Annotated in this window: 22 protein-coding genes; 9 read left to right on the top strand and 13 right to left on the bottom strand. The window is 61.6% G+C overall.

What is annotated here, in order from left to right:
* Positions 1-86: 86 nt before the first annotated feature.
* From ASE60_RS10025 to ASE60_RS09990, 8 genes are all read right to left on the bottom strand, one after another.
* Positions 87-1,037 carry a hypothetical protein gene (locus ASE60_RS10025; RefSeq protein ID WP_057249788.1) on the bottom strand — a complete coding sequence of 317 codons (951 nt, stop codon included), beginning with the start codon at positions 1,035-1,037 and terminating at the stop codon, positions 87-89.
* Positions 1,038-1,048: 11 nt separating this feature from the next.
* Positions 1,049-1,723: a hypothetical protein gene (locus ASE60_RS10020; RefSeq protein ID WP_057249786.1), complete on the bottom strand. Its 675-nt coding sequence runs from the start codon at positions 1,721-1,723 to the stop codon at positions 1,049-1,051.
* A 6-nt stretch (positions 1,724-1,729) separates the two neighbouring features.
* A complete protein-coding gene (locus ASE60_RS10015) occupies positions 1,730-3,301 on the bottom strand; it encodes an AbgT family transporter (RefSeq protein WP_057249784.1) in 1,572 nt (523 codons plus the stop codon).
* A gap of 356 nt (positions 3,302-3,657) precedes the next feature.
* On the bottom strand, positions 3,658-4,572 hold the full coding sequence (locus ASE60_RS10010; protein WP_057249783.1) for a TIM barrel protein: 915 nt from the start codon (positions 4,570-4,572) through the stop codon (positions 3,658-3,660).
* Positions 4,573-4,600: 28 nt separating this feature from the next.
* Positions 4,601-5,728, bottom strand: a complete 1,128-nt coding sequence (locus tag ASE60_RS10005) for a sn-glycerol-3-phosphate import ATP-binding protein UgpC (protein WP_057249781.1) — start codon at positions 5,726-5,728, stop codon at positions 4,601-4,603.
* A gap of 42 nt (positions 5,729-5,770) precedes the next feature.
* Positions 5,771-6,658, bottom strand: coding sequence for an ABC transporter permease subunit (locus ASE60_RS10000; RefSeq protein WP_057249778.1), 888 nt, complete (start codon positions 6,656-6,658; stop codon positions 5,771-5,773).
* Between the two features lie 7 nt (positions 6,659-6,665).
* Complete coding sequence (locus tag ASE60_RS09995) at positions 6,666-7,556, bottom strand: sugar ABC transporter permease (RefSeq protein WP_057249776.1); 891 nt, start codon at positions 7,554-7,556, stop codon at positions 6,666-6,668.
* A 75-nt stretch (positions 7,557-7,631) separates the two neighbouring features.
* Complete coding sequence (locus ASE60_RS09990) at positions 7,632-8,936, bottom strand: extracellular solute-binding protein (RefSeq protein ID WP_244495590.1); 1,305 nt, start codon at positions 8,934-8,936, stop codon at positions 7,632-7,634.
* Positions 8,937-9,303: 367 nt separating this feature from the next.
* Here ASE60_RS09990 and ASE60_RS09985 point away from each other — a divergent pair, with 367 nt between their 5' ends.
* The 3 genes from ASE60_RS09985 to ASE60_RS09975 all read left to right on the top strand — a co-directional run bounded on the left by ASE60_RS09985 (position 9,304) and on the right by ASE60_RS09975 (position 12,165).
* Positions 9,304-9,684, top strand: coding sequence for a DUF2946 family protein (locus ASE60_RS09985; RefSeq protein WP_156414620.1), 381 nt, complete (start codon positions 9,304-9,306; stop codon positions 9,682-9,684).
* Positions 9,685-9,982: 298 nt separating this feature from the next.
* Positions 9,983-10,513 (top strand): YcnI family protein, encoded by a 531-nt coding sequence (locus ASE60_RS09980; RefSeq protein WP_057249769.1) that lies wholly within the window; start codon positions 9,983-9,985, stop codon positions 10,511-10,513.
* 44 nt (positions 10,514-10,557) lie between these two features.
* Positions 10,558-12,165: a copper resistance protein CopC gene (locus ASE60_RS09975; RefSeq protein WP_057249768.1), complete on the top strand. Its 1,608-nt coding sequence runs from the start codon at positions 10,558-10,560 to the stop codon at positions 12,163-12,165.
* A 679-nt stretch (positions 12,166-12,844) separates the two neighbouring features.
* Here the strand turns inward: ASE60_RS09975 and ASE60_RS09970 are convergent.
* Entirely contained in the window at positions 12,845-13,168 is a 324-nt protein-coding gene (locus tag ASE60_RS09970; protein WP_057249766.1) for a hypothetical protein, read from the bottom strand.
* Positions 13,169-13,407: 239 nt separating this feature from the next.
* Between ASE60_RS09970 and ASE60_RS09965 the strand changes: the two genes are divergently transcribed.
* Both ASE60_RS09965 and ASE60_RS09960 read left to right on the top strand, forming a co-directional pair.
* Positions 13,408-14,691 carry a DUF763 domain-containing protein gene (locus ASE60_RS09965; RefSeq protein ID WP_057249763.1) on the top strand — a complete coding sequence of 428 codons (1,284 nt, stop codon included), beginning with the start codon at positions 13,408-13,410 and terminating at the stop codon, positions 14,689-14,691.
* A gap of 159 nt (positions 14,692-14,850) precedes the next feature.
* Entirely contained in the window at positions 14,851-15,045 is a 195-nt protein-coding gene (locus tag ASE60_RS09960) for a hypothetical protein (RefSeq protein WP_057249919.1), read from the top strand.
* Positions 15,046-15,112: 67 nt separating this feature from the next.
* On the opposite strand, the gene ASE60_RS09955 is transcribed toward ASE60_RS09960, so the two are convergent.
* The 3 genes from ASE60_RS09955 to ASE60_RS09945 all read right to left on the bottom strand — a co-directional run bounded on the left by ASE60_RS09955 (position 15,113) and on the right by ASE60_RS09945 (position 18,695).
* Positions 15,113-15,583, bottom strand: a complete 471-nt coding sequence (locus tag ASE60_RS09955) for an NUDIX hydrolase (protein WP_057249917.1) — start codon at positions 15,581-15,583, stop codon at positions 15,113-15,115.
* A gap of 139 nt (positions 15,584-15,722) precedes the next feature.
* Entirely contained in the window at positions 15,723-16,763 is a 1,041-nt protein-coding gene (locus tag ASE60_RS09950; protein ID WP_057249761.1) for a glutathione synthetase, read from the bottom strand.
* A gap of 102 nt (positions 16,764-16,865) precedes the next feature.
* Entirely contained in the window at positions 16,866-18,695 is a 1,830-nt protein-coding gene (locus tag ASE60_RS09945; RefSeq protein ID WP_057249756.1) for an ATP-binding cassette domain-containing protein, read from the bottom strand.
* A 664-nt stretch (positions 18,696-19,359) separates the two neighbouring features.
* Between ASE60_RS09945 and ASE60_RS09940 the strand changes: the two genes are divergently transcribed.
* Positions 19,360-19,854: a ferritin-like domain-containing protein gene (locus ASE60_RS09940; RefSeq protein ID WP_057249915.1), complete on the top strand. Its 495-nt coding sequence runs from the start codon at positions 19,360-19,362 to the stop codon at positions 19,852-19,854.
* Positions 19,855-20,047: 193 nt separating this feature from the next.
* Here ASE60_RS09940 and ASE60_RS09935 read toward each other — a convergent pair whose 3' ends face one another.
* Complete coding sequence (locus tag ASE60_RS09935) at positions 20,048-21,532, bottom strand: PLP-dependent aminotransferase family protein (RefSeq protein WP_057249754.1); 1,485 nt, start codon at positions 21,530-21,532, stop codon at positions 20,048-20,050.
* Positions 21,533-21,758: 226 nt separating this feature from the next.
* Between ASE60_RS09935 and ASE60_RS09930 the strand changes: the two genes are divergently transcribed.
* From ASE60_RS09930 to ASE60_RS09920, 3 genes are all read left to right on the top strand, one after another.
* A complete protein-coding gene (locus tag ASE60_RS09930) occupies positions 21,759-22,877 on the top strand; it encodes an ABC transporter substrate-binding protein (RefSeq protein WP_057249753.1) in 1,119 nt (372 codons plus the stop codon).
* An 82-nt stretch (positions 22,878-22,959) separates the two neighbouring features.
* Positions 22,960-23,844 (top strand): ABC transporter permease subunit, encoded by an 885-nt coding sequence (locus tag ASE60_RS09925; RefSeq protein ID WP_057249750.1) that lies wholly within the window; start codon positions 22,960-22,962, stop codon positions 23,842-23,844.
* Positions 23,841-24,629, top strand: a complete 789-nt coding sequence (locus ASE60_RS09920) for an ABC transporter permease (RefSeq protein WP_057249748.1) — start codon at positions 23,841-23,843, stop codon at positions 24,627-24,629. Before ASE60_RS09925 ends, ASE60_RS09920 begins: the two co-directional genes overlap by 4 nt.
* Positions 24,630-24,631 lie beyond the last annotated feature (2 nt).

Raw genomic sequence — 24,631 nt, 5'->3', positions numbered from 1 at the left:
CGAAGGTGGGATCTTTGCGGAGATACGACGGGGCGCTGCGGGAGGCCGGTTTCATGCCGAGCGGCGAAGCTCTACCATCCGGCGGCTCAAGTCTCAGGTGCTGCCTCTGCGCGGGCGCACCCGCGAATCTCGTCGAGTGAGCGCACGCCGAGGCGTTCCATAAGCGCGTAGAGATCATCGAGAAGGCGCGGAAAGTAATCCGGTCGGCTCATGCTGGCGGCGCCGATCTGCACCAGATGGGCACCCGCCATGATGAATTCGACCACATCCTCCGCTGTGGTGATGCCGCCCGAAGCGATCACCGGACGCGTGGCGACGCGCGCTGCCTGCACGCAGCGCCAAAGCGCGAAGGGCTTCACGCCGGAACCGGAGTAGCCGCCAAAGCCAGTGGAGCCGCAGACGAAGGCGCGCCGTTCGATATCGATACGCGCGCCGGGAATGGCGTTGAACAGTACCGTTCCATCCGCGCCGCCTCGCTCCGAGGCGGATACGAAGTCCTCGATTATCATCTTGGCGGACGTGGCCGCCTTCGACCACAGCAGCACCTTGCCCTCTGCCGCAGCTGAAAGCGCGCGGAACATCTCCTCGTTTTGCTGAGGATTGTCCCAGTAGGAGGGTTCGTCACGGCCGGCATAGGGGAAGTTGCCATTGACCTCGACGCCGGCAATGCGGCCGCTTTCCACGCAGGCGCGGGTCATGTCCACGAGTTGCACGCGGGTCGGTGCCTTGATGTTGACGAAGACCGGAACGTCCTCCGCCGGCAGCCGCGGCAGCGCCTCGGCAATGAAGCGGTCGAGCGTCATGTTGTTGATGCCGAAGGCCGAGAGATAGCCGCTCTCCGTATGCGCAAAGCGACGGCAACGGTTCGGCTCGCCCTGCCAGGGAAGGAAGGAATTTGCAACGACTGCGCCGAGCCGCGTGATGTCGAAGACATCGAGATACTCGACGATGTTGCCGAAGGTGCCCGCGGCCGACATGACCGGGTTCTTGAAGGTCACGCCGCCTGCGCCCATCGGTACGGTTACGGAAAGGTCCATGGCGGCGATCCTCAAATGAAGGGGGCGGAGGCGAATTGCAGGCGCACCAGGTTCACCCGCTGCAGCGCGAACCACGGACCGACGCGACAGCTCGCCTCGCCGTCCTTGTTGTCCGAAACGGTCACGTGACAGCTCCGGCAGGCGCCGATGCCGCAACTCATGTCCATATTGGCAAAGAGATAAGGGTTGGCGTCGGGGAACTCGGCCGCGAACGCCTGAAGTCGCACGGGTTCGAGCGCGAGGAAGACGGAGGTCCAGGCGAGGCCGCGTTCGACACGCCGGCGCAAGTCTTGCCAGAGGTCCGTGCCCGCCTCCTCGACGAGCACCGTCGCCCCGCGCAGCGCGAAGGGCGCGACGCGGTAAAGGAAGGCCGAGGTGGTCACGATGAGCGAACCCGCGCCGACGGAAACGGCAGGGTTTTCGTTCGACCAGACCGTCAGCCCGTTGCCCGCCGCGGGTGCAAGATCGTCGGCCTCGAACTTTGCGACCAGCACGGCACGATCACCCGAAAATCTATCGACCGTCGCGATCCGGCAGCGGGGGCTGTGGCGATCCTCCGAGAAAAGCACGGTCTCGCCAGGGCTAGCTGCGGCAAGGCCGGCAACCTCCAGCCGCAGCCAACGGCGCGCGCCCGCCCGCCGCAGTTCGTGGCACGCCAGGACCTCGGTTTCACTGAGAAAGCGCATCACGGCTCACCGTGCCATCAGCGTTACGCCGGGGCCAGGCGGCAGATCCCACAGCACCCAGAAGACGAGTTGCAGCACGAGAACCGCGAGGATGGCGAGCGCATAGGGCATGGCCAGCATGAGCGGCGTTCCGACCTTCACCGCCTCGGTACCCTTCGGCCGCCATTTGTTGAGCAGGCCGATCACGAGGATGAGGAAGGGGTTGACCGGGCAGATCGCGTTCAGCGGCGCATCGCCGATGCGATAGATCATCTGGGTCGCCGCCGGACTGTAGCCGAGCGCCAGCATCAGCGGCACGAAGATCGGCGCATACATGATCCACAGGACGCTGCCGGAGATGATGAAGAGGTTCGATACAGAGACGAGCAGCAGGAAGAGGAAGATCGCAACACCCGGCGAGGCCTGCATGCCCTGCAGCATCACCACGCCGTAGCTGCCGATATATTCTCCGATATGGCTGTCGTTGAAAAGCTTCAGGAAGATCACCGCAGCTGCGGAAACGACGAGGAAATAGGACATGGACGAAATGCCGTTCTTCATCCACTCCGCCGCCTCGCCCAGTGATTTCAGCCGGCCGGAGGCCCAACCGTAGGCGACGCCCGACAGCGCGAAGTACAGCGAGATCAGGACGACGATGCCGCCCATGAAAGGGGACTTCGGCACGATCTGCCCGCCTTCGCCACGCAGCGCCCCACCCTCCGGCAGGAGGGATGCGAGGATCAGGCCGAGATAGATGACGGTGAAGATGCCGGCCGCGACAAGGCCCCGCCCTTCGCGGCCATGGCCGGTGCCGGCTTCATCAGCCACCTCCGTTTCGATTTCCAGTTCGCTCACGCGGTTCGGCGCGAGCTTGGAGGGAACGAAGAAGTAGGTGATGAACAACATCGCTGCAGTCGCGGTGAAGGCGCTGAACGCGTTGAAATACCAGTTCATGATCGGCGAGACGTTGGCCGCGGCCTCCGGCGGCAGAACGCTCGCCGTAATGCCCGAGAGCACCGTATCCGTCTGATTGATGACGAGGGAGGCAGAAAAGCCGGCCGTGTTGCCGACGAAGACCAGGATGATGCCGAGCCACGGGTTGAGCCCCATCTGGTAGAAGAGCGTGGCCGCAAGCGGCATCAGCACGAACATCGCCGCGTCGCCGAAAAGGTCTCCGTTGATTGCCACGAACGAGACGACGCTGATGATCGCGAATTTCGGAACGCGGCGCAAAAGCCCCCGAATGACCGAGGACAGGAAGCCGGAATGCTCGGCAACCGAAATGCCCATCATCACGACCAGTGTCAGGGCGATCGGCGGAAAGCCGACCAGCAGTTTCGGGAACTCGACGATGAGGTTGGCAAAATAGGACGGCGTCAGGATGTTCTCGATCGCGACTGTCTTTGCCACGGCCTGGCCCGTGGCCGGATCCACCGTCGAGAAAGCCAGCGACACCCCGGCTTGAGCCAATGGGAAAGATGCCAGTGCCGTCAGCGCCGCCAGCGCGAGCAGCAATGTGAAGGGCTCGGGCAGCCGGTTGATGATCCCCTCGAGCCTGTCGAATAAATTGCTGTCGCGCCTTGCCAGCGTCCCGTCCATGCTGTCCTACCCCATCCTCGAAATGCCTTCGATAGCCAAGTTATTCCGCAAGTGTCGGCGAAAGGGAAGGCAATGTCGACAGGATAAGCGCAAATTTGTATACGTTTATTTCAATTATTGTGCGCAATATGGAATGTCATTGGATTGCCCCCCGGCTGCTGATCAAGGTGGCACGTTTAGAGTCGCGACCACAATTCACTCGGTCCTGGTGCTTGTCGCCTCAGGGTCGTTCTTGACCGACTGCGGGTCTGCCGGGAACTGTGGGCCGCCTTATCGCAACACGCGGCCGGAATGTGCGCTTTGAGCGGGTGCAATCCGGTTGCCCCACCATACATGCGGCGGGGCAACCGGAAATATTACGCGGCGGATCGAAGTCCGACCGCTGCGGCGAGACCCCTTGCCCGTTCCAGGCACGCAGGTTGCTGATCGGCAAACCGCTCGGCGCCGATTTCCATGATCAGCGTCGTATCCGGAAGGAAGGTCAGTTCGGAGAAGATGTCATCCCAGGCAATGTCGCCCCAGCCGATCGGCAGATGCAGATCGCCGATGCCGAGCGCGGTGGCTTCGGCCGGATGATAGAAGCGGTTCATGGAATAGGGCAGGCCGAAACTGTCGTGAACATGCAGGTGGCCCGTCACGGGCGCCATTGCCCTCAGCTCGTCACGGAAATCCAGCCCGCGATGCGTGGACTCGATATAAGCATGCGAGAAGTCGATGAGCGCGACGACGTTGTTGGAACCGATCGCTCGCACTGTTTCGGCGACCTGGCTCGGTGTCTGTCGATACTGGCCGCTTTCTGTCGTGAAAATGTTCTCGAGCGCGATGCGGACCCCGTATCCTTTTGCGATCTCGGCCATCTCCGCAAGTGCGTCGCGTTCCATCTTGTCGAGATCAGCGGCATTCTCTCCGGGGGCAAGCTGTGCTGCGCCGGAGTGATGGACGAGAATGCCCGCACCAAGCCGGTCGCAAAGCTCGAGCATCGCCCTCACGACCTTCTTTTGCAGATGGTGATGCTGGCGGTCCATGAAGTTGGAAACGATCTGGCCGTGCAGCGAAAGTTTCTTGAACGTGTACTTCTTCGCCATCTCGGCGACGCGTTGTACACGGTCTTCGATGATGCGGCCGCCACTGACGATCTCTTCGCCATAGATTCCGATCTCGCAGGCGTCGGCTCCGGTCTCGGCAATTTCGCGCAAGGAGGCGTCAAGGCTCGAAAGATCGCCCTTGCCCGTTCGATTGCAGAATCCCACGGCGGAAATGATGTCGTTCATCACGGTTTCTCCTGATTTATTGAAGTGATCAGACTGCTTGGAGCGTCGGATGGCTGGCGGCACTGCTGACGGCGCGGGGCTCCAGATCGACGTGGATCCGCCGGCCGGTCTCCTGGTCGAAGAGATGCAATTGCGCCAGAGGGAGCTCCAGGGTGATCCGATCGCCCGGCCGGGCGCGCGTATGCTCGTCAACACTGGCGGCGAAGGGATGGCCATTCAGTTCCGAGTGGATGACGCGGCCGGAGCCGAGCTCCTCGACGAAATCCACCTTGATCGAGACGCCTTTTGCTTCAGGCGCAACGACACATTGTTCCGGGCGAATACCGACCGTGACGTGCCTTGCGCCCAGTCGCCCAGCAAGCGCCCGGTCTATCGGCATCTTTGTGCCGCCGAACGCCAGGCAGGCGCCGTCAACGTCGACGGCGGCTTCGAACAGGTTCATCGCCGGCGAGCCGATGAAGGATGCGACGAAGATGCTTGCCGGACGGTGGTAGATGTCGAGCGGCTGGCCGACCTGTTCGACCACGCCCTTGTTCATCACGACCAGCTTGTCCGCCAGCGTCATCGCTTCCACCTGATCGTGCGTGACGAAGATGGACGTTGCCTGGAGACGCTGATGCAGCTTGCGGATCTCGGCCCGCATGATGACGCGCAGCTTGGCGTCCAGGTTCGACAGCGGCTCGTCGAACAGAAAGACCTTCGGTTCGCGAATGATCGCGCGCGCCATGGCGACGCGCTGGCGCTGGCCGCCGGAAAGTGCCGCCGGCTTGCGATCGAGATAATCGGAGAGCCCGACGATCTTCGCCGTTTCCTCGATCCGGCGCAAACGCTCCGCCTTCGGGACACCGGCCACCTTCAGGGCATAGCCGATGTTTCCCGCGACTGTCATATGCGGATAGAGGGCGTAGTTCTGGAACACCATGGCGCAACCGCGTTCCCGCGGCTCAAGCCTGTTTACGACCTTGCCGTTGATGGCGATTTCGCCAGCGGTGATGTCCTCAAGCCCCGCGATCATCCTCAGAAGCGTGGATTTTCCGCAGCCGGACGGGCCGAGGATCACGACGAATTCTCCCGATGCAAAGGCGAGGTTGATGCCATGCAGGGTGGGGTTCTTTCCGTAGGATTTACGCACGGCGCGAATTGCGATGTCAGCCATGGGCGCGGACCTCTCTGTCTGTTCTGTTTGGGGAAAGCGGGGTCATTTTTCCGTGGCCACGAGGCCGCGAACGAACCACCGCTGCAGGACGGCAACGACGATGAGCGGAGGCAGCATGATGATCAGCGATCCGGCGAGCGTCACGTTCCAGTCCGGCGTGCCGTTGTCGGACGGCAGGAGTGCGACCAGCGACATCATCGTGGTCTTGTATTGGGGGTCCGTCACCATCAGGAGGGGCCAGAGATACTGGTTCCACCCATAGACGAACATGATGGTGGTCAGTGCGAGCATGTTGGTGCGCGAGAGCGGCAGCAACATGTCGATGAAAAAGCGGATCGCGCCTGACCCGTCCATGCGCGCGGCCTCTGCCAGTTCGTCGGGCAGGGTCAGGTAGAATTGGCGATAGAGGAACGTTCCGGTCGCGGTCGCGATCAACGGCAAGGTGAGGCCGGCATAGGAATTGAGAAGGTTCCAATCGACGGAAACTTCGAAACCGGTGACGGCGGAAATCAGCAGTCGAACCGGCTGAAACAGGTCGGCAGCGACCGCATAGGTGGGCACCACGCGCACCTCGAGCGGCAGCATCAGGGTGATGAACACCATCCAGAAGAAGAAGCCCTTCAGCGGCGTTCTGAAGAACACGATGGCAAAGGCCGTCAGCGCCGACAGCGCCACCTTGCCGACCGTGACGAGGCTGGCCATGACGAAGCTGTTCAGCATCGCTGTTCCGAGGTTGGCGCGCGACCAGGCGGCGCCCATGTTCTCGAAGAGGCGGTCCTGCGGCACGAAGCTGAAGGGTATGGCGTTGACCTGCTGGAATGTCTGGCTGGCGCCCGACACGATGACGATGAAGGGGCCGATCAGCAGCAGGAAGCCGAAGATCATGACGCCATAGGTCAGCGCGTTGGCGAAAGGTGTCCGCTGGATCATGGAAGCCTCACTTGTAATGGACCTGGCGCTCGATGAAGCGGAACTGGATGAAGGTGAAGGTCATGATGAGGCCGATGAGCACGAGGCTCTGGGCCGACGCGCCGGAGTAGTTCAAGCCGCGGAACGCCTCCTCGACGATGCGGTACACCATCACGTCGGTGCCGTGGTTCGGGCCGCCATCCGTCGTGCGGGCGACAATGCCGTAGGTATCGGCGCCGACGAAACCTTCGGTCATCATGATGACCAGCAGGAAGAAGAGTGTTGGCGCCAGCAGCGGGATCTGGATGTCGACTGCGCGGCGGATCGGGCCGCATCCGTCCATCGCTGCCGCCTCGATCAGCGATCGAGGGACCGACTGCAGACCAGCAAGAAGGAAGATGAAGGTGTAGCCCGCCCATTTCCAGGCGAAGACGACGATGACGAGGAGAAGGGCGTGGCTGCCGTACTTGGCTGGGTTCCAGAAATCCGGAAAAGTGGCGTTGACCGATGCCATCAGCCCGCGCTCAGGCGACAGGATGAAACGGAAAGCCATGCCGGCAGCCGGCCCCGCAATCGCGTAAGGCAGAATGTAGAGGAACCGGAACGGTGCGGAGCCCGGCAATTGCCGGTCGACAGCAAGGGCAAGAACAAGGCCAATGAAAATGGTGGCAAGCGTGCCGCAAAGGGCGAATGCCAGGCTGACGCCGACGGAGTTCCAGTAGAGCGGGTCGGCGAATACTTCCTGGAAGTTGGCAAAACCGACGAACTCAGCGGCGCCGCCGAATGGCGGCTCGAGCGTGAAGGCCCACCGCAACACGGCAACTGCGGGCCAATAGAAAAAGAGCAGGATCAAAATGATCTGTGGCAGGGCGAATAGGCTGGGCAGCCACCAGCTGCGAAAGGCCGCACGCTTGTCCATGTGTTGTATTTCCGATGCGCAAGAATAGAAATCGGAGCCCGCCGATGTTGCGGCAGGCTCCGGGCGGATCAGATGCTAGTTCAGGGTCTGTCCGGCGTAGGTCTTCTCGAAGCGACGCAGAACGGCGTTGCCGCGTTCAACCGTCTCGTCGAGCTCAGCCTGGACGTCTGCGTTCTGCATGAAGATCGCTTCAAGCGCGGTCGCGAACTCCTTGCGGATCTGCGTGAAGCCGCCGAGGCGAATGCCGCGGGTGTTTTCAGAGGTCGGGGTGAAGGACAGGCTCTGGATGGCGAGTTCACGCCCCTTGTAGGGTGCCTTGTAGTAGAACCCGTTGGCCTTCATGGCGTCGAAACCGGTCTTGGTCACCGGGATATAACCCGTCACCGTTGACCACCACTCGGCCATTTCCGGCGTCGCAAGGTAGTTGAGGAAGGCGGCCGCGCCCTTGTATTCCGCTTCCGGACGACCGGCGAGCACCCAGAGCGATGCGCCGCCGACGAGCGAGTTCTGCCGCTCCGTGCCCTTCCATACGGGCAACATGGCGACTTCCCACTTCACACCTTCGGGAAGGGTCTTGCCGATCGTGCCGTGGTCGGCGATCGAGGTCTGTATCATCTGGCAGGTCTGGGACGTGAAGGCGGGGACGATGTCCATGCCGAGTTGCTTGGTCTTGACCACGAAGAGCTTCTCGTCGGCCATCTTCTTGAAGAACTTCACGTGATCGACGAACTTGGTCTTGTTGACGACAAGCTCGGCATCCAACCCGTTGTAACCGTTGGCCTTGGTGGCGAGCGGCTGGTTGTGGATGGCCGAGAACTGCTCCATCAGCGGCCAGGTGTCGAAATTGAAGGCGAGCGGGCATCCGTAGCCGGCGGCCTTCAGCTTACGGGCAGCTTCCTCGACCTGTTCCCAGGTGTCCGGCTTGAAGTCGATGCCGGCCTTCTGGAAGGCGTCGACGTTGTAATAGAACATGGCCGTCGAGGAGTTGAACGGGAAGGAATTCAGCTCGCCTTTTGCCGTGGCGTAATAGTTGGCGATGCCGCCGAAATAGTTGTTCCAGTCGATGATGTAGCCGTTGTCGGCCATCAGCTTCTTGGCGGGCACGAATGCGCCCGACAGCATCATGTCCAGGGTGCCGGCATCATAGATCTGGGTGATTGCCGGCTGCTTCTTGGCGCGGTAGGCGGCAATCGTGTTCTGCAGGGTCGTGTCGTATCCATTTTGAGAGGTGCAGACGATCTCGAACTCGGACTGGCTGTCGTTGAACTTCTTGCAGGCATCCTGGACACGTTCGCCAAGATCACCCGAAAGGCCGTACCAGAATTCGAACTTCGTCTTTTCGGCTGCGGCCGCCGACGCGCCAAACGCGACGCTTGCCATCAGGCCGATGAATACGGACGTAGTGACGGAGACTCTCATTGCAAAACGCTCCTTGCAGATTGGCGGACACCAGGATCGGTGGCACGAATGAAGCCGGGCGCTTGCTAACAGTTGAGTGTGACAGTCCTTGCCAATCTGCATGATGGAAAAATGAAAGTTTGATTACGCTGTCAGGCGGCGGCGCGCTCCCTGGTTGCGGCAGGTCTGTTCTTGCCGGGGAGCCCGAAGAATGGCGCCACTCAACTGGCCGATACCCTGAACGTCACTCGGATGCTTGCTGTGGAGCAAGGAAGGGGGCGGGCGTACCGGCTAGCTATGCGGTGGCTCCGGACATTCTCGGAGACAGCGTAGAAGGAGCTTGATTGTGGTGAGGCGACGCAACGGTTGGGGACTGGCATTCATCGCTGCCTGCCTGTTCGTGCTGCAATCGGTCGCCGGCGCATTTGCCTTCAGCTCGATGCCTGCCTTCTCGCAACTCGACGCTTTCGGCAATGCACTGTGCATCAGCGCTGATCACGCCAGCAACGGCAATCACGATCACGACGGCGGCCATGGCAAGGCTGCCGATTGCTGCCTTCTTGGATGTTGCGTGTCCTCGCAGGTCTTGGCGGCGACTCCGCAGCCTGGCGACGATCTTAACCACCAAGTCGCGTCAGCGGTGCACACGTTTTGGTCCGCGGCAGAGCCGTTGCCGACGGGCGAACATCGCCTCGGCTATCCTCGCGCGCCCCCTCGGCTGCTCGCCTGATCGGTTGCGTTCGCTCCAGCCTATGTCGGGGGGAGGGATATCCTCCCCTGGCGTCCGCCGGCCCCATCGCGACGATCTTCGGCGCATCCCGACGTCCCTTCAGCGTGGTCCAAGACTGACTGCAGGCCGCTCTTGAGCCAACGGGGACCCGTGCACTGACCGTCTTGTGCGATCGCTGCCCGACCACCGACCAAGAATGTCGGCAACCTTTTCCGGATCACTGCATCCAATCCCTGACAGCCGCGGGGGGATTTCCCGCGACCCAACACAAGCTCAATAATCTCAAAGGAATAGCCATATGTTGTCGAAACTCATCACCACCGCTGCCTTCATCGCGATAGGCACCACGGCAGCTTTTGCCCACTCCACGCTCGAAACAACGGAGGCGCATGTCGGCGCGTCCTACAAGGCCGTCATCCGCGTCCCGCATGGATGCGACGGCAAGCCGACCATCGCTCTGCGCGTTCAGATCCCGGAAGGCATGATCGCCGCAAAGCCGATGCCGAAGCCGGGCTGGACGCTGGAGAAGGTCAAGGGAGCCTACGAGAAGTCCTATGACTACTTCGGCACGCCGATGAAGGAGGGCGTGAAGGAGGTCGTCTGGAAGGGCGGCAGCCTGGCCGACGACGAATATGAGGAGTTTGTTTTCCGCGCGTTTCTGACTGAGGGCCTGCCAGTCGGCAAGACACTCTACGTGCCGCTGGTGCAGGAGTGCCCTGATGGCGCGACCGAGCGTTGGATCGAGGTCCCGGCAGAAGGCAAGTCGGGTGACGATCTCGAATATCCGGCGCCCGGCATCAAGCTGCTTGAAAAGAAAAGCGGGCACTGAGCAGTGCAACGTGGGGGCGAGGGCCAAGTGACCGGAGATCACGCATGATGCACGTATCATCGAGCTTCACTCGTCTTGCGAGGCTGATGGTGATCGCGCTCTGCGGGGTCCTCATGCAGGCCGCCGCGGCCTTCGCCCACGCATCGCTCAACACAAGTGAACCGCAGGATGGCGCGGTCGTCGGCACCGCGCCATCGGTCTACGTGCTGACCTTCAGCGAGCCGGTTTCGCCGTTGTCCTTAAAGCTCGTCAGACCGGATGGAACAGCGATCCCGCTCGAGCGGTTCGACCTGAAGGATCGAGTGGTCGTGATCGCGGCGCCATCCGATCTTGGGCACGGCACACATGTGCTCAGCTGGCGCGTGACCTCTGCCGACGGGCATCCGATCGGTGGATCGGTCGTCTTTTCGATCGGCGCGGCCAGCACCGCTCCGCACGCGACGGAAGACAAGATCGACTGGGCCGTCCGCGCCGGTCTCCTCCTATCGAAGCTCGCGCTTTACGTGGGGCTGTTCATCGGCGTCGGCGGTGTGTTTTCGCGCCACTGGCTGCTCTTTGGTCCGCGATCAGGGTGCAAAGTCGTCGCAGCAGCGCTCGGTATAGGGCTCCTCGGCGCACTTGCCGCTGTGGGTTTTCAGGGGCTCGATGCACTGGGCGTTTCCGTGACGCAAATTGTCGAGCCGGTCGTTTGGTCCACGGCGATGGCAACGAGCTTCGGCGGTACGGCCATTGCCGCCTTCGCTGCCTTTTGTGTGGCCGCCATCGCTCTCCGGGCGAAGGGTCGGTCTGCTCGACTGTCATCTCTCGCCGCGCTGATCGCGTCATCCGTCGCCTTGTCGCTGAGCGGCCATGCATCGACAGCCGAGCCGCAATGGCTGATGCGTCCGGCGGTCTTCCTGCACGTCGCAACGATCAGTCTCTGGGTTGGAGCGCTGGCTCCCCCGGGCCTCGCGTTGCGGCGCAAGGACCCGATGGCTCTTCAGGCGCTCGGCCGGTTCTCGGCCTTCATCCCTTACGTGCTCGTTGTTCTTATCGTAGCGGGTTTCATCTTGGCCTTTGTGCAGGTGGAGAAGCCGCAAGCGCTGCTGGAAACCGCCTATGGCCAGGTGCTGATGGTCAAGATGGCGTTGCTGGTCGGACTGTTTCTGTTGGCGCTTGCAAATCGGTGGTGCCTGACGGAACCGGTAATGGCTGGCGATCGGGCTTCGGCGAAGCGGCTGGTCCGCTCGATCGCCGCGGAAACACTGATCGTCGTCCTGATCTTCGGCGCCGTTTCTTGCTGGCGCTTCACGCCGCCGTCGCGCGCGCTCTTAGCTCTGGCGGCTCAGCCTGCAAGCGTTCACATCCACACGGACAAGGCGGTGGCCCTCGTTGAGGTCTTGCCCGGACGGGTGGGCGAGGTCGACGTATCGATCAACCTCGCCACGGGCGAAGTCGAACCGCTTGCCGCCAAGGAGGTGACGCTCGTCCTATCCAAGCCTGATTCCGGCATCGAGCCGTTCAAACGTGCGGCAGCGCGGCGCGGCGACGCAGATTGGCGGATCGAGCGCGTGAACATACCGCTGGCGGGCACCTGGCAGGTACGTGCCGATGTTCTGATCAATGACTTCGAGAAGGTAACGCTGAGCGATCAAATCATCATTGGGCCGTGAGCGCGGAGGCCGCCGCACAATCTCGCGCGCACGCCAGCGGATCGCCCAGTGGGCGTTCGATCGCTACTGCCCTGGAGGTGTTCCGTCTAGCCCCGGCTGGTTATCCAATAGTCCGTTTAGGTTCATTGCCTTCCGATGAAGCCTCTGTCAGCCTTTTCCGATTGCGGTTGCGCCGACGTCGCAGTCCCCGCTGCAGCGGCCAGTCGCAAGCACCTGACTCTGGGCCTCTGCTTGGTTGGTGGAGGCTCTTTTTCTGGACGCGGGCGTGGGTGGTAGCCGACCGGAGGCGGTCCGCTCGACATAAATCGCAGATCACGTCCCGCGTTAATAATTTAGAAATATCGAATGTTCATTCTGCTCCGCCATGCGCGGTTTCCTGCTGATGGCGATTTACGCGGGCGGATTGTGGGTGGTCGACACGACGATGTGTGAAGGCCGCTACACCCAGGAGTTTGGGCATGAGGTTCAATCCGCGACCAGACAGGCCCGGTATTGGCTGAACGTCCAATTGAACTTCCTGGCCGCCCGCTTCTAACAGACCATTGCTACGCGGTGCCGGAGAAGCGGGAAGCCGAGGATTTCTGCCTCCCAAGGGAATGGTTGGCTACTCAAGCGACAATCGACGGCACCAAGGGCGCAAGGCGCAGAGCAGCGAGAAACCCGCCGGGACGGGCGGAGTTCAGGCGGAAGTCGTTTCACGGACGCCGCTGTCGAGAGCATTGTGCGCTGCCTGCATGACGTCGATATCGTGAATGTGGCTTATGGTTGCCATCTCCATCATCAGATCGCCGATTACCAGATCAATACGTCTCGGCGCGTCGCTTTCCTTTTTCGCCTTTTTCGCGATGGCGGTCTCAAGCTGCTCGTGCGATCCCCCCAAAGCAACGTAGAGTTCCATCGCAGTCGTCAGAACGTTCGTGCGACGCACGGAGATATCGCTGGTCGAAGCATCGCCTATGGAGGCAACCATCAATCGAACAGCTCTGTTTTGGAACTCACTCATTCTGCACCCTGCTCAAATGCCGTTTGGTGCGGGGCATATCGCCGATTGCTGAACCCAATCTTAAGCGCAAAGGTAGTGTTGGTGGTTACTCAAGCTGGTGCAGTCGAACCTTCCTGGGGGCAAGGTCTCGTCATGACCATTCGGCTTGCGACCGTGGTCTCGCCGACTGCCGGCGCAAATGAGAACGTTTAGAGAACTTTCCTGTGTGACTGCACCATCTGCCGGTGTATAAGAGCCGGATGGTCCAGAGAGCAGGCAGTGCAGATCTTCCGCTTCACGGTGGCCGGGTTCCCCGGTGGCTTGGCGAGCGCATGACGAAACTTGGTGCGATCATCACCCAGGCGATCGTCATCGAATATGGTCGAGACGAGTTTCTTCGGCGGTTGGCACATCCGTTCTGGTTTCAGTCTTTCGGATGCGTCATGGGCATGGACTGGCACTCTTCCGGCATCACCACCAGCGTCATCGGCGCCCTGAAGCGTGGTTTGTCGCCTCTGTCAGGCGAACTCGGTATTCATGTCTGTGGCGGTCGAGGGCGGAACTCCCGGGAGACCCCCGGCGAGCTGATTGCAATTGGCGAGCGCGTGGGCCTCGATGGAAGTGGCCTGGCGACAACCAGCCGCCTCGTCGCAAAGGTCGACAGTGCAGCAGTTCAAGACGGCTTCGACCTTTACCTGCACGGTTTTATCGTCACCGACGACGGCAAATGGGTCATCGTGCAACAGGGCATGAACGGCGAAAAGCGGCAGGCCCGGCGCTACCATTGGCTTTCGGAGGGGATCACCAGCTTCGTGGATTCGCCCCACACGGCGATCGAAGGCGCGCGGCAGGGCGAGATCGTCAACCTTGCCGACCGCCGCGCCGCGGCCTCGCGCAACAGCCAGCTCGATCTTCTGGCTTCGCTGGGGCCGGATCGGATCGTCCGGGAGGTCGCGGCCATCGAGCCAAGGCGGGTGACCAAGCAAAGCGCGCAGCCAATGCTGCCGCATTTGATAATGCCTGAACATCACGACGTGCGCGAAGAAGACGTCAATATGAAACGCCTGCATGCCACGCTCGCTGCGGCCGCCGACCGTGGCCCAGAGGATTTCGAGCATCTCCTGCTGGTGCCGGGCGTTGGGGCGCGGACCGTCAAGGCGCTGGCGATGGTGGCCGAAGTGGTGCACGGTGCGCCATGCCGGTTCGCCGATCCGGCGCGCTTCTCGCTCGCCCACGGCGGCAAGGATCGCCACCCGTTCCCGGTTCCACTGAAAGTCTACGACGAGACGATCCGGGTGATGAAGTCCGCCGTGTCGAAAGCGAAGCTCGGTCGTGACGAAGAGATGCAGGTTCTCAAGCGCCTCGACGATCAGGCTCGCCAGTTCGAGAGATACGTGACCGGCCCGGATCTCAAGGAGATCGTGGCCGGCGAGTTTCGACAATCGCAAGAGTTCGGCGGTCGCAGCGTCTTTGGCTGGGAAGGGCCGGAAGAACCGTCGAGAGATGCAGGGCGGTCACGCCGTCAAGGCAACCGCGACCGGTAGGCGGCTCAATGCGACCGCAAGGCGTTGCAGCGAATCTCTTTCTTTGATCTCTTCGAGGAGTTCTCGCCGGAACTCAAACCTCCTCCCAAGGGTTGGAAGGTCGTGCGAACAAGCTTGCGAGGGCGAACCAGCAGAATCCACGTCAAGAGGAGTCTCGCGATGGAAGAACTGCAGAGCATCACGGTATCTGAGGAACGGCTCGAGGATTGCCGGGACGTCGTTGAACTTGACCTCCAGCTTTTGATCCGCGAGACGATCGACTCCGGGTTTTCGGTGGAGGAGGTGTTGATCGCGATCAGTGAGCTGGTGGCGGAGGATTTCGCCCACGCCGTCAAGGTCGCCAGCGTCCACTAGAGCATCCCGCATTCAAGTGGAATCACTTGAAGCGGAAAGATGCTTTGGAAACCAAACGCGCGGGGCTCTAGGGAACGCGTTGCTGTCCGAAACGGAGTATCCGGTCGCGCAGCGAAGGCTCGGCGACACGCTTCGCCGCTTCCCGATAGTCGAACCAGGCGAGCTTTCGCTCTCCCTTCTCGGGGAATTTCCCGCGCATGCGCGTGACTTCCAGGGGGTGGAGTTGAACCCTGCAGGAGATCTTGAGCCCATGGTCCAGCCTCTTCTTGTAGAAGTAGTAGCCGAAAGGAAACCTCTGGCAGGTGCCCTTCACGCCAGCCTCTTCATAGGCTTCTCTCGCAGCCACCTCATGCGCGCGCTTTCCTTTCATCGGCCAGCCCTTGGGAATGACCCAGCGTCCGGTATCCCGGCTGGTAATGAGAAGGATCTCCAGTGTGTTGTCTTTGCGAAAGCGATAACACAAGGCCGCGTACTGCATGCGCGGCGGCCGGCGAAGCATCAACTGCACGTCAGAGACAATCTGGTGTAGAAAATTCACAGAAACGCTATCTCCTTTGTCGCCCTTTGCGGCAAACGGGCTCTGCCTGCCACTCGCGGACAGTAACATCCGGATCGGCGGTTCTGTTCCGTCAACACATTGCGCGAAAGTGGAGCGCGCGACGGATTGGGCCGCCAATTCAAAGCGTCGACAGGATCCGATTGCTGAGTGATCCCCGATAGGTCTTTTTGATGTCCACCTTGTTTTCCAGCGAGTCCAGGATCTCGTCGCAGAAATCGATGTCGTGGAGTTCGCGAATGGTCTGGAGGCCGCCAGGCGTGAATACGTTGATCTCGAGAAGCTTGTCGCCGACGATATCAAGGCCGACCAGGAACATGCCGTCTTCAACGAGCTTCGGCCGTAGCGTCTCGGCGATCGCCAGCATCTCCTTCGTAACGTTGGCCGGCTTTGGAGTGCCGCTTGCGTGGATGTTGGAGCGGACGTCTCCCTTGGGCGGCACGCGTCTGAACGCAGCATAGACGTCGCCCCTGTGCAGCGGTCGTCCGTTCATCAGGAACAACCGCGTATCGCCGTCCGACGCCTTCGGAAGGTAGCTCTGCACGATAAGATAGCCGACGACGCCGACAGCCTCGACAATTTGGGTAAGATTGCCCTCCGTGCTGGTACCCACCCGGAAGACGTTTCGACCGCCAGAACCCTGCAACGGTTTGATGATCACCCCCTCGGGGTGGCTGTCAATGAACGTACGGATTTCATCGATGTCCTTGGAGATCAAGGTTGTCGGGCGAACGGTCACCGGGAAATCCTGGAAGTAGAGCTTGTCCTGGGCCAATGCCAAGCCGCAGGGATCGTTGACAACGATCGTACCGCGCTCCGCGGCGAGACGGCCGAAATTCGCCCCGGCGTGAGATGCCCAGGGTCGGTTTTCGGCGTCCTCCGACGGATCGTTGCGAAGCAGCAGAACGTCCACTTCTTCGACGTTGACGATGGTCTTGTCCGCGTCGGTAAGCGCTCGCAAGAGCGTCTCGGGCTTCTTCGGTCGCGTGCCGACGAAACCGGCCGCCCGTATCATCAGTGTATCGTCAGGGCGCAGGATAAAATCACCGGGCGTGACGTAAAGAACCTCATGTCCGCGAGAGAGCGCGGCAAGCGCCAACGCGGTCGTCGTATAGGTCGGCCTTTCGGTTTCGAGTGCGTTGACAAGGAGGGCAATACGCATTGGGGCTCCTAGCTTCGGGGGATTTTGATCGCTGTTCACGCCGCGTCACAAAATGAATGCGCGGCACATGACCCAAGAAATAGGGCGGGCCGCCGGTGGCAGCTACTCCTTCGTATCGCGCCAGTCGGTAATTGGCGTTTTCGTCGCGATGCCGTTGTCGATGGTGAGCACGCTATCGAAGAAATCGACCCCGCTTTCTGACTGGATCGACGAGGTGTCGTGCATAACGGCGATCACCGTCGCCTCCGGGCAATGGCCCTTGATCGATTGATGGAACGCCCGAACCGCGTCGCTATCAAGGGCGCTTGTCGCCTCGTCGAGGAAGAGCAGGCCTGGCCTCAATAGCAGGATTCTCGCAAGGACCAGTTTCTGCTTCTCGCCTCCCGACAGAAGCTTGTCCCAGTTCTGCCCATCACGACCATCGCTCGAAAGCCCTTCCGTAATTTCTTCGAGCCCGGCTTCCTCCAACGCCGATACGACAGAGGCGACGTCATGGGCGTCAGCCTCATCCGGCAGGCAGACGAGATCCTTCAGGCAAACACCCTGGAGCTTGACGTCCTGGGCAGCGTAGAGGCTTCGCACGTTCTCCGGCGTCGTGATCGTGCCGCGTCCGTGTGCCCACAGACCGTTGATGGCCTTCAGAAGCGAAGTCTTGCCGCTTCCAGATTCACCGACCACCAAGGTCCACTCTCCGGGAAGGAAATTCAGTTCGTCAGCGGTCAGGAAAGCCTGGTCATCGCCGGCATGCATGAGCTCGACCGCTTGGATCGTAAGTCCGCGCGCGGTGTCCTGGGTCTTGTACTCGAACACCGAGGGGCCGCTGCGAGCATAGTAATTCTGCGGCTGCTGCACCGCTTCTATTGCTTGGGCAAGCTCGGTGATCCGGTGTGCATTCGCCCTGAGCGTCGCGATGTCGGGCATCGCATGGATGAACCACGAGCATTCGTTGATCAGAGCCGTCGCCAGCTCGGCGCCGGTGACATAGTCCTGCAGGCTGATCGTTTTGTCGACGTAGGGGAGTAGCCCTGGCGCATAGGCGACGATGCGTGAGCCGAGGAAATTATGCACCAGCTCGAAGCCCATGTAGCCGGCGGTCACGCGGTTGAGCCTCGTCCAGGTGTGGTCGATCTCGCGATATCGGCGCCCGTTGATGGCCTTCTGCGCCGGTTCGCCCTTGATGACCGCAACATGAAAACTACGGTGCAACAATTGGTTCAATTCGCTGCGATAGCTGCCCTCGGCCGATTGAATGCGTGTGGACAGGCCCTGCAGGACACTGCCGAGTTTGGCTGCGATGAACGTATTGAGCGGCACGTAGATCGCGATCGCCAGAAACATCAGGCAGGCGCTGCCGTAGCTGCCGAGCAGATCAAGCCCCCTGACGGGGCTCGATGTTTCGATCAGTTTGCTCCCGACGAAGCCAAGCGACAAAACAACGCCGGCGATGCCCACGCCAAGACCGATGGCGCCGCCGGTCATGCCCTTTATCGCTTCCTGTACCCTCTGGTCGATGTTGTCGGGCGACGAACTCTCGCCTTCGGTCGCGGCGCCAAATCCGTTCTGCTGAAGGTGGAAATGGGTATGGTTGGAATCGAGCAGCGCCTGGTTGAAGCGTTCATCCAGCCACTGGCGCCATTTCCGGTGGAGCGTGGTCGAGAAGAAATGACGGACCGCAGTGAACCCGGCATCCCTGGTGATCGCGATCGCCGCGAGCGTTGCTGCGGTGGTCAGGAGCGACGAAGGCGTGGTGGGCACGGTGGGATGGTGAAAATTGGCGATCCGATTGACGAGCTCGCCGGACGTCAGGGCGAAGTAGACGCTTGCTTGCGCCGACAATCCGGTGAGCAGCAGGATGAAAAAGGTTAAGCCCCAGGCCTCGCGCCAACGTTCGGAGAGCCAGTAGGCCAGCAACAGGCCCCAGAAGCTGCGCATGGAGGAAACAGGGCTGCTCCGGCGCGGTCGTTCCCGACCGAGGGTCCATTTGACCAGTGCTGCTGTTCGTTGTGCGTTGCTGCGCACGACCTCACTTAAAGCCATCACCATGAACTGGGGCGACGATCGGGCTTGTCAAACCCGAAGAATGCCACGGTAGAGGGATCAGGGCCCTTGCCAATTGCCGATGCCCTTTTATCTCCGAGGCTTAAGCGTGGGAGATTGAAATGTCGTCGCGGTCAATTTTGCCAGTTGCCGCTCATCGGTTCCCATCGCGGGGAGGGCTGCTGCGTGCCATCCGTCGCGGCGAGCGACGCTTCGCCGTCGCCTGGTGAGGCCGCCACTTCCCTTTGTCGGGCATCTGGCGGCTTCGAAGTATTGCGCCTCAAACGAGATTGAACTCCAGGCGCGCATTTTCTGGCTGATGTGCCCGGGACCGGGGCGGAGCCATTGTCTTTCATTACCAGTTCTCCTTGCGACTGGATGTTTCGAATGCTCCGGCGGCCATTGTGTGTGCGCTGGCCGGATCGAGCATGCCGGGTCTCATCAATGCATGGGGCGCTGACCGGGTTCCAACTGGTGCGGCGAAGTATTGTTTCCGTCTGGAACCTTTCGGCGCCGCGGCCGTTGGAGGCGTTCCAACCAGATGGCACAGGAGCTTGCTATGCCGGAGAAGACGCTCGAGGCGCTGTTCTATGACGGCCTTAAGGACATCTACTATGCGGAGAGGCAGATACTGAAAGCGCTGCCAAAGATGGCGCGCGCCGCGCAATTGCCCGACAGCAAAGCGGCGTTCCAGAAGCACCGGGACGAAACGGAGGGCCATGTCGAGCGCTTGCAACAGGTCTTCGAGAGCCTCGGCAAGCGCGCGCAGGGAAAGACCTGCGAGGCTATCCAGGGGATCATCGCCGAGGGCGAGGAGATCATCGAGGAGTTCAAAGGGAGCCCGGCTCTCGACGCCGGCCTCATCTCCACGGCTCAGGCGGTCGAACACTATGAGATCGCGCGCTATGGCACCCTGAAGACCTGGGCCAAGCAACTTGGGTTGGAGAAAGCGGTGCCGCTGCTCGACCAAACCCTTCAGGAAGATGCGGCCACTGACAAGGCACTCACCGAAATCGCTCTCTCTGCCGCCAACATCAAGGCGAAGGCGGCCTGACGATCGTGAAAAGGCGGAGGGCGCAGGCTCGCCCTCCGCGCCAATTCGGGCCATCGGCCAGAAGAAGCCTGGCACAAAGCCGGGCCGAAGCCATTCTGGGGAAGGCCTAGTCGCGGCGCCGCGCGCAGAGTTCTTCGCCGCATACGGCGCTAGCTGCGCGGTGAGCGATCTGGAACATGTCCTCGCCGAGGGGCTATTTTCGAGCGATCGCTTCGGCCAGCCGAAGAAGAAGAGGTCTCATCCGATCGGCCGGAACACCGGCATAGCCGAGAATGAGCGCAGCCGGCTGAGGCGTGGCGATCGTATAGTCGGACAGGGGATAGCATTGCAGCCCCGCATCGAGCACGGCGCGGTGCGAGGCCTGGTCTTCACGACCGTCTTGCAGCCAAGCGAGTGCGTTGAGCCCGCTTTCGGAGCAGTCGACGCGGGCAAGACTGCCAAGGGCGTCCCGCCCGGCTTGCATGAACGCCTCGCGGCGCTCGGCATAAAGGCCGCGCATGCGGCGCAGATGACTGGCAAAATGCCCCCCGCCGATAAACTCCGCAAGCGCCAGCTGGGTTTCGACCGGCATGCTGCGATGGATCAATCCCGAGAGCGTGCGAAAGGCTCCGACGAGCTGCGGTGGCAGGACGAGATAGCCGACGCGAATTCCCGGATAGAGCGCCTTGCTGAAGCTGCCTGCATAGATTACCCGGTCGTTACCGTCGATGGAGCGCATGGAAGGCAGTGGCGCGCCGTCGTAGCGGAATTCGCTGTCGTAGTCGTCCTCGATGATCCATGTATCGTTCGCCCGCGCCCATTCGAGCAGGGCGAGCCGGCGCGGCAACGACAGGGTGACGCCGAGCGGGTGGTGGCGCGAGGGCATGACGAAGGCGAGCCGCGCATCGGGATAGCGAGCCATGGCGCCTTCGACATCCATACCCTCTGCATCGACATTCGTCGGGCACAGCCGCAGCCCGAGCGTGCGGAACAGGTTGCTGGTGGTCACAGGTCCCGGATTCTCGAACCATATCCCATCGCCGGCGTCGGCGAGCGCCAGAGCTGCGAGCGTGAAGGCGGCATGCCCACCGGGCGTGATGACGATCTGCTCGGGATCGCAAGGATCGCGCCGATGGAGGGCCAGATATTCGGCGATCCTCTGCCGCAGAACCAGTTCGCCCGCAACGTCGCCATAGCCCATGGCCACAGCCTTGCCGCCGCGCGTCACCGAGTTCCAGCATTTCCGCCAGATGGCAAAGGGAAACCGGTCGAGCGCCGGACGGTTGGGGAGGAAAGGCCTGTCTTCCATCTGGCCGATATCAGCGGACATCCGGCGTGACAGGTCGCCAATACGCGACAGTCGCGGTGGGGTAGTCTCTGCGGCACCCCGCGGCGTTGGGGCGAACTGGTGTTTCGCTGATTGGCGGGGCAAGGCGGTCGATACGAAGGTACCGGCTCCCTGCCGTGCCTCCAGATAGCCCTCTGCCTTCAGGTTATCGAGCACTCGCACCAAGGTCTGGCGCGACAGGCCCAACTCCTCGGCAAGGATGCGGCTGGCAGGCAGGCGTGTTCCAGCCCGCAGGTGTCCCTTGAGGATCGCCATGCGCAATTGGTCCTGTACCTGGCGGAATTTCGGCAGGGCAATCGAGGCATCGAGGCGAAGGAAAGGCAGGATCGGGCCTTCAAGCTGTTTGACCACCGATACGTCTCCAAAATTGGTACAGTCAATTGCACCATAGTGGACGTTTCTTCGTCGTCCAATTGTTACATGCTGTCCCTACACGAAAACGCACCGATGCAGCCTTCCGCAGGACGCAGACAAGGTGCGGGGGAACCGGAACTGACGGCGGTGCCGACGACCGGATGCAAGGACAGAAGTAGCCATCGCCCACGATCCGTCGCCGACGGTCAACAGGAGGAATTTCATGAAGAAGCTTGTATCGCGCGCAACGAGCCGCGCCTTCGTCTCCACTCTTGCCCTGGCCGCGGCGCTGCCGGGTATTGCCTGCGCCGAGGCTTCGCAAGAACTCGTGGCCGCCGCCACAAAGGAAGGCACGCTGACGGTCATCGCGCTGCCGCACGACTGGTGCAACTACGGAGAGGTGATCGCCGGCTTCAAGGCGAAATATCCGGGCATCGAGGTCAACGAGCTGAACCCCGATGCCGGTACGGCCGATGAGCTGGAAGCAATCCGGGCGAACAAGGGCAATACCGGCTCGCAGGCACCCGACGTCGTCGATCTCGGTCTGGCCTTTGCGCCGGCCGCCGCGCAGGAGGGCCTGCTTCAACCATACAAGGTGGCGACCTGGGACGAAATCCCGGACAACATCAAGGACGAGAAGGGCTATTGGTACGGCGACTACTACGGCGTCATGGCCTTCGGTGTGAACAAGGACCTGCTTGAGACCGCACCGGCCGACTGGTCGGATCTGTCGAAGTCTGAATACTCCGGGGCCGTGGCGCTGACCGGCGACCCGCGGTCCTCGGCGCAGGCGATCCTGGCGCTGATGTCGGCAGGCATCTCGCGTGGCGCCAAGCCTGGAGCGGAATCCGGCGGCAAGGGCCTTGAGCTTTTTGCCGAACTGAACAAGTCCGGCAACTTCGTGCCGGTGCTCGGCAAGGCCGGCACCATCGCACAGGGGCAAACGCCGATCGTCGCTGCCTGGGACTACAATCTGCTGGCCTGGCGCGACGCGCTGAACGGCAATCCGCCGATGGACGTGGTCGTGCCGGCAAGCGGTGTCGTCGCCGGCGTCTATGTGCAGGCGATCTCGGCCTATGCGCCGCACCCGAACGCCGCCAAGCTCTGGATGGAATATCTCTATTCCGACGAGGGCCAGACCGGCTGGTTGAAGGGCTACTGCCACCCCGCGCGCTTCAACGCCATGCTGAAGGCCGGCAAGTTCCCGCAGGAGCTGCTCGACAAGCTGCCGCCGGCCGAAGCCTATGAAAAGGCGATCTTCCCGACCGTCGACGAACTTTCCGCCAACAAGACCGCCGTGGTCGAGGGCTGGGACAAGGTGGTTGGCGCCAACGTGAAATAACTCCTCCGGTCGGCGAGAGGCTTACCTGTCAGGAAGCCTCTCGCCCGCCTTTGGCGCAATTTTTATTCCAGGGACAAATCCGATGACGACAAGTGTCGCATCCCTGCCGGCAGCCTTCAGGCCGCGGCAGGTTCTCAGCTGGCTCGGGGTTGCCCCTTTCTTCCTCTTTGCCACGCTCTTCCTCATCCTGCCGACACTCAACATCGTGCTCGGCGCGTTCCGCAACGCTGAGGGACAGGTGACGCTGGACAACCTTGGCAAGCTTCTGGCGCCCTCGATACGGTCGGCGTTCTGGATTTCGATCGAGCTCAGCCTGCTGACGGCGGTACTCGGGTGCCTTTTCGGCTTTCTCATCGCCGCTGCCATCACCCTTGGCGGCCTCCCGCGCCCCTTGCGCAGTGCCATCCTCACCTTCTCGGGTGTGGCCTCGAATTTTGCCGGCGTGCCGCTTGCCTTTGCCTTCATCGCAACACTCGGTCGCCTCGGCTTGGTGACGATGCTGTTGCGCCATTGGTTCGGCATCAATCTCTACGGCGCAGGCTTCAACATCGTCTCCTTCCTCGGCCTGGCGCTCACCTATCTCTACTTTCAGATCCCGCTGATGGTGCTGATCATCACGCCGGCGCTGGAGGGGCTGCGGCGCGAATGGCGAGAGGCGGCAGAGAGCCTTGGCGCCAACGGTTTTCAATACTGGCGACTGGTGGCGTTGCCGGTGTTGTGGCCCTCGCTTCTCGGTACGCTCGCTCTGCTTTTCGCCAATGCCTTTGGTGCTGTTGCGACCGCAATCGCACTGACCGGCTCATCACTCTCGATCGCGCCGATCGTACTGTTTGCGCAGATCCGCGGCGACGTGCTCAACGATCCGCATCTGGGCTACGCCATCGCCTTTGCCATGATCCTGCTGACCGCCATTGCCAACGCGATCTACATCCTCCTGCGCATGCGTGCGGAAAGGTGGGTCAAATGACGGAGAGACGCCTCTGGTCCTGGCTCGCCGTCGCCTTGGGCGGGCTCTACTTCCTGCTGCCGCTCGTCGGCATGTTCGATTTCTCCATGCGCATGCAGCGCGATGGCTACAGCTTCGAAGCCTATCGTGTCGTGCTGGCCGATCCGCAATTCCAGCAGACCTTCGGCTATTCGGTCGTGTTGGCACTGCTGACGATTGCACTCGGTATCCTGATCGTGGTCCCGACCGCCTATTTCGTGCGGCTGCGTTTTCCCGGGTTGCGTCCGATCGTCGAGTTCCTGACGCTGCTGCCACTGGTCATTCCGCCGATCGTCATCGTCTTCGGCTATATCCGCATCTACAACACGTCCTCGGTCCTGCCGCTGACGGGAAGCTGGTGGGGCACCAATCTCCTGCTTCTGTTCGGCTATGCGACGTTGTCGCTACCCTACATGTATCGCTCGGTGGACACGGGCCTTCGCACCATCGATATCGGCAGCCTGACGGAGGCGGCACAGAGCCTTGGGGCCGGCTGGGCGCGCATTCTCGCCGTCGTCATCCTGCCGAACGTCTTCGTCTCGGTACTCTCAGGGGCCTTCCTGACCTTCGCGATCGTCATCGGTGAATATGTCTTCGCCGCCTTGCTCAACGTCGGGTCCTTCGGTCCGTACATGGTCTGGATGGGCGGCAACCGCGCCTACGAGCCATCGGCGCTCGCGGTGGTGGCCTTTGCCATTACCTGGGCCTGCATGGGGCTGATCCAGCTTTTCACCCGCTTTTCCAAATTCTCTACCGTGAGGCGTTGACC

It is taken from the genome of Ensifer sp. Root278, from assembly GCF_001429285.1.
In the GTDB taxonomy this organism is placed as follows: domain Bacteria; phylum Pseudomonadota; class Alphaproteobacteria; order Rhizobiales; family Rhizobiaceae; genus Ensifer.
This window is presented reverse-complemented; position numbering and strand designations above follow the sequence as displayed.

What these genes read in the sequence shown, in the direction of transcription:
- ASE60_RS10025 (WP_057249788.1), bottom strand. Translation starts at nt 1,037, where the DNA reads ATGGACCTTTCCGTAACCGTACCGATGGGCGCAGGCGGCGTGACCTTC.
- ASE60_RS10020 (WP_057249786.1), bottom strand. Translation starts at nt 1,723, where the DNA reads ATGCGCTTTCTCAGTGAAACCGAGGTCCTGGCGTGCCACGAACTGCGG.
- ASE60_RS10015 (WP_057249784.1), bottom strand. Translation starts at nt 3,301, where the DNA reads ATGGACGGGACGCTGGCAAGGCGCGACAGCAATTTATTCGACAGGCTC.
- ASE60_RS10010 (WP_057249783.1), bottom strand. Translation starts at nt 4,572, where the DNA reads ATGAACGACATCATTTCCGCCGTGGGATTCTGCAATCGAACGGGCAAG.
- ASE60_RS10005 (WP_057249781.1), bottom strand. Translation starts at nt 5,728, where the DNA reads ATGGCTGACATCGCAATTCGCGCCGTGCGTAAATCCTACGGAAAGAAC.
- ASE60_RS10000 (WP_057249778.1), bottom strand. Translation starts at nt 6,658, where the DNA reads ATGATCCAGCGGACACCTTTCGCCAACGCGCTGACCTATGGCGTCATG.
- ASE60_RS09995 (WP_057249776.1), bottom strand. Translation starts at nt 7,556, where the DNA reads ATGGACAAGCGTGCGGCCTTTCGCAGCTGGTGGCTGCCCAGCCTATTC.
- ASE60_RS09990 (WP_244495590.1), bottom strand. Translation starts at nt 8,936, where the DNA reads ATGGCAAGCGTCGCGTTTGGCGCGTCGGCGGCCGCAGCCGAAAAGACG.
- ASE60_RS09980 (WP_057249769.1), top strand. Translation starts at nt 9,983, where the DNA reads ATGTTGTCGAAACTCATCACCACCGCTGCCTTCATCGCGATAGGCACC.
- ASE60_RS09975 (WP_057249768.1), top strand. Translation starts at nt 10,558, where the DNA reads ATGATGCACGTATCATCGAGCTTCACTCGTCTTGCGAGGCTGATGGTG.
- ASE60_RS09970 (WP_057249766.1), bottom strand. Translation starts at nt 13,168, where the DNA reads ATGAGTGAGTTCCAAAACAGAGCTGTTCGATTGATGGTTGCCTCCATA.
- ASE60_RS09965 (WP_057249763.1), top strand. Translation starts at nt 13,408, where the DNA reads ATGGTCCAGAGAGCAGGCAGTGCAGATCTTCCGCTTCACGGTGGCCGG.
- ASE60_RS09960 (WP_057249919.1), top strand. Translation starts at nt 14,851, where the DNA reads ATGGAAGAACTGCAGAGCATCACGGTATCTGAGGAACGGCTCGAGGAT.
- ASE60_RS09950 (WP_057249761.1), bottom strand. Translation starts at nt 16,763, where the DNA reads ATGCGTATTGCCCTCCTTGTCAACGCACTCGAAACCGAAAGGCCGACC.
- ASE60_RS09945 (WP_057249756.1), bottom strand. Translation starts at nt 18,695, where the DNA reads ATGCGCAGCTTCTGGGGCCTGTTGCTGGCCTACTGGCTCTCCGAACGT.
- ASE60_RS09940 (WP_057249915.1), top strand. Translation starts at nt 19,360, where the DNA reads ATGCCGGAGAAGACGCTCGAGGCGCTGTTCTATGACGGCCTTAAGGAC.
- ASE60_RS09930 (WP_057249753.1), top strand. Translation starts at nt 21,759, where the DNA reads ATGAAGAAGCTTGTATCGCGCGCAACGAGCCGCGCCTTCGTCTCCACT.
- ASE60_RS09925 (WP_057249750.1), top strand. Translation starts at nt 22,960, where the DNA reads ATGACGACAAGTGTCGCATCCCTGCCGGCAGCCTTCAGGCCGCGGCAG.
- ASE60_RS09920 (WP_057249748.1), top strand. Translation starts at nt 23,841, where the DNA reads ATGACGGAGAGACGCCTCTGGTCCTGGCTCGCCGTCGCCTTGGGCGGG.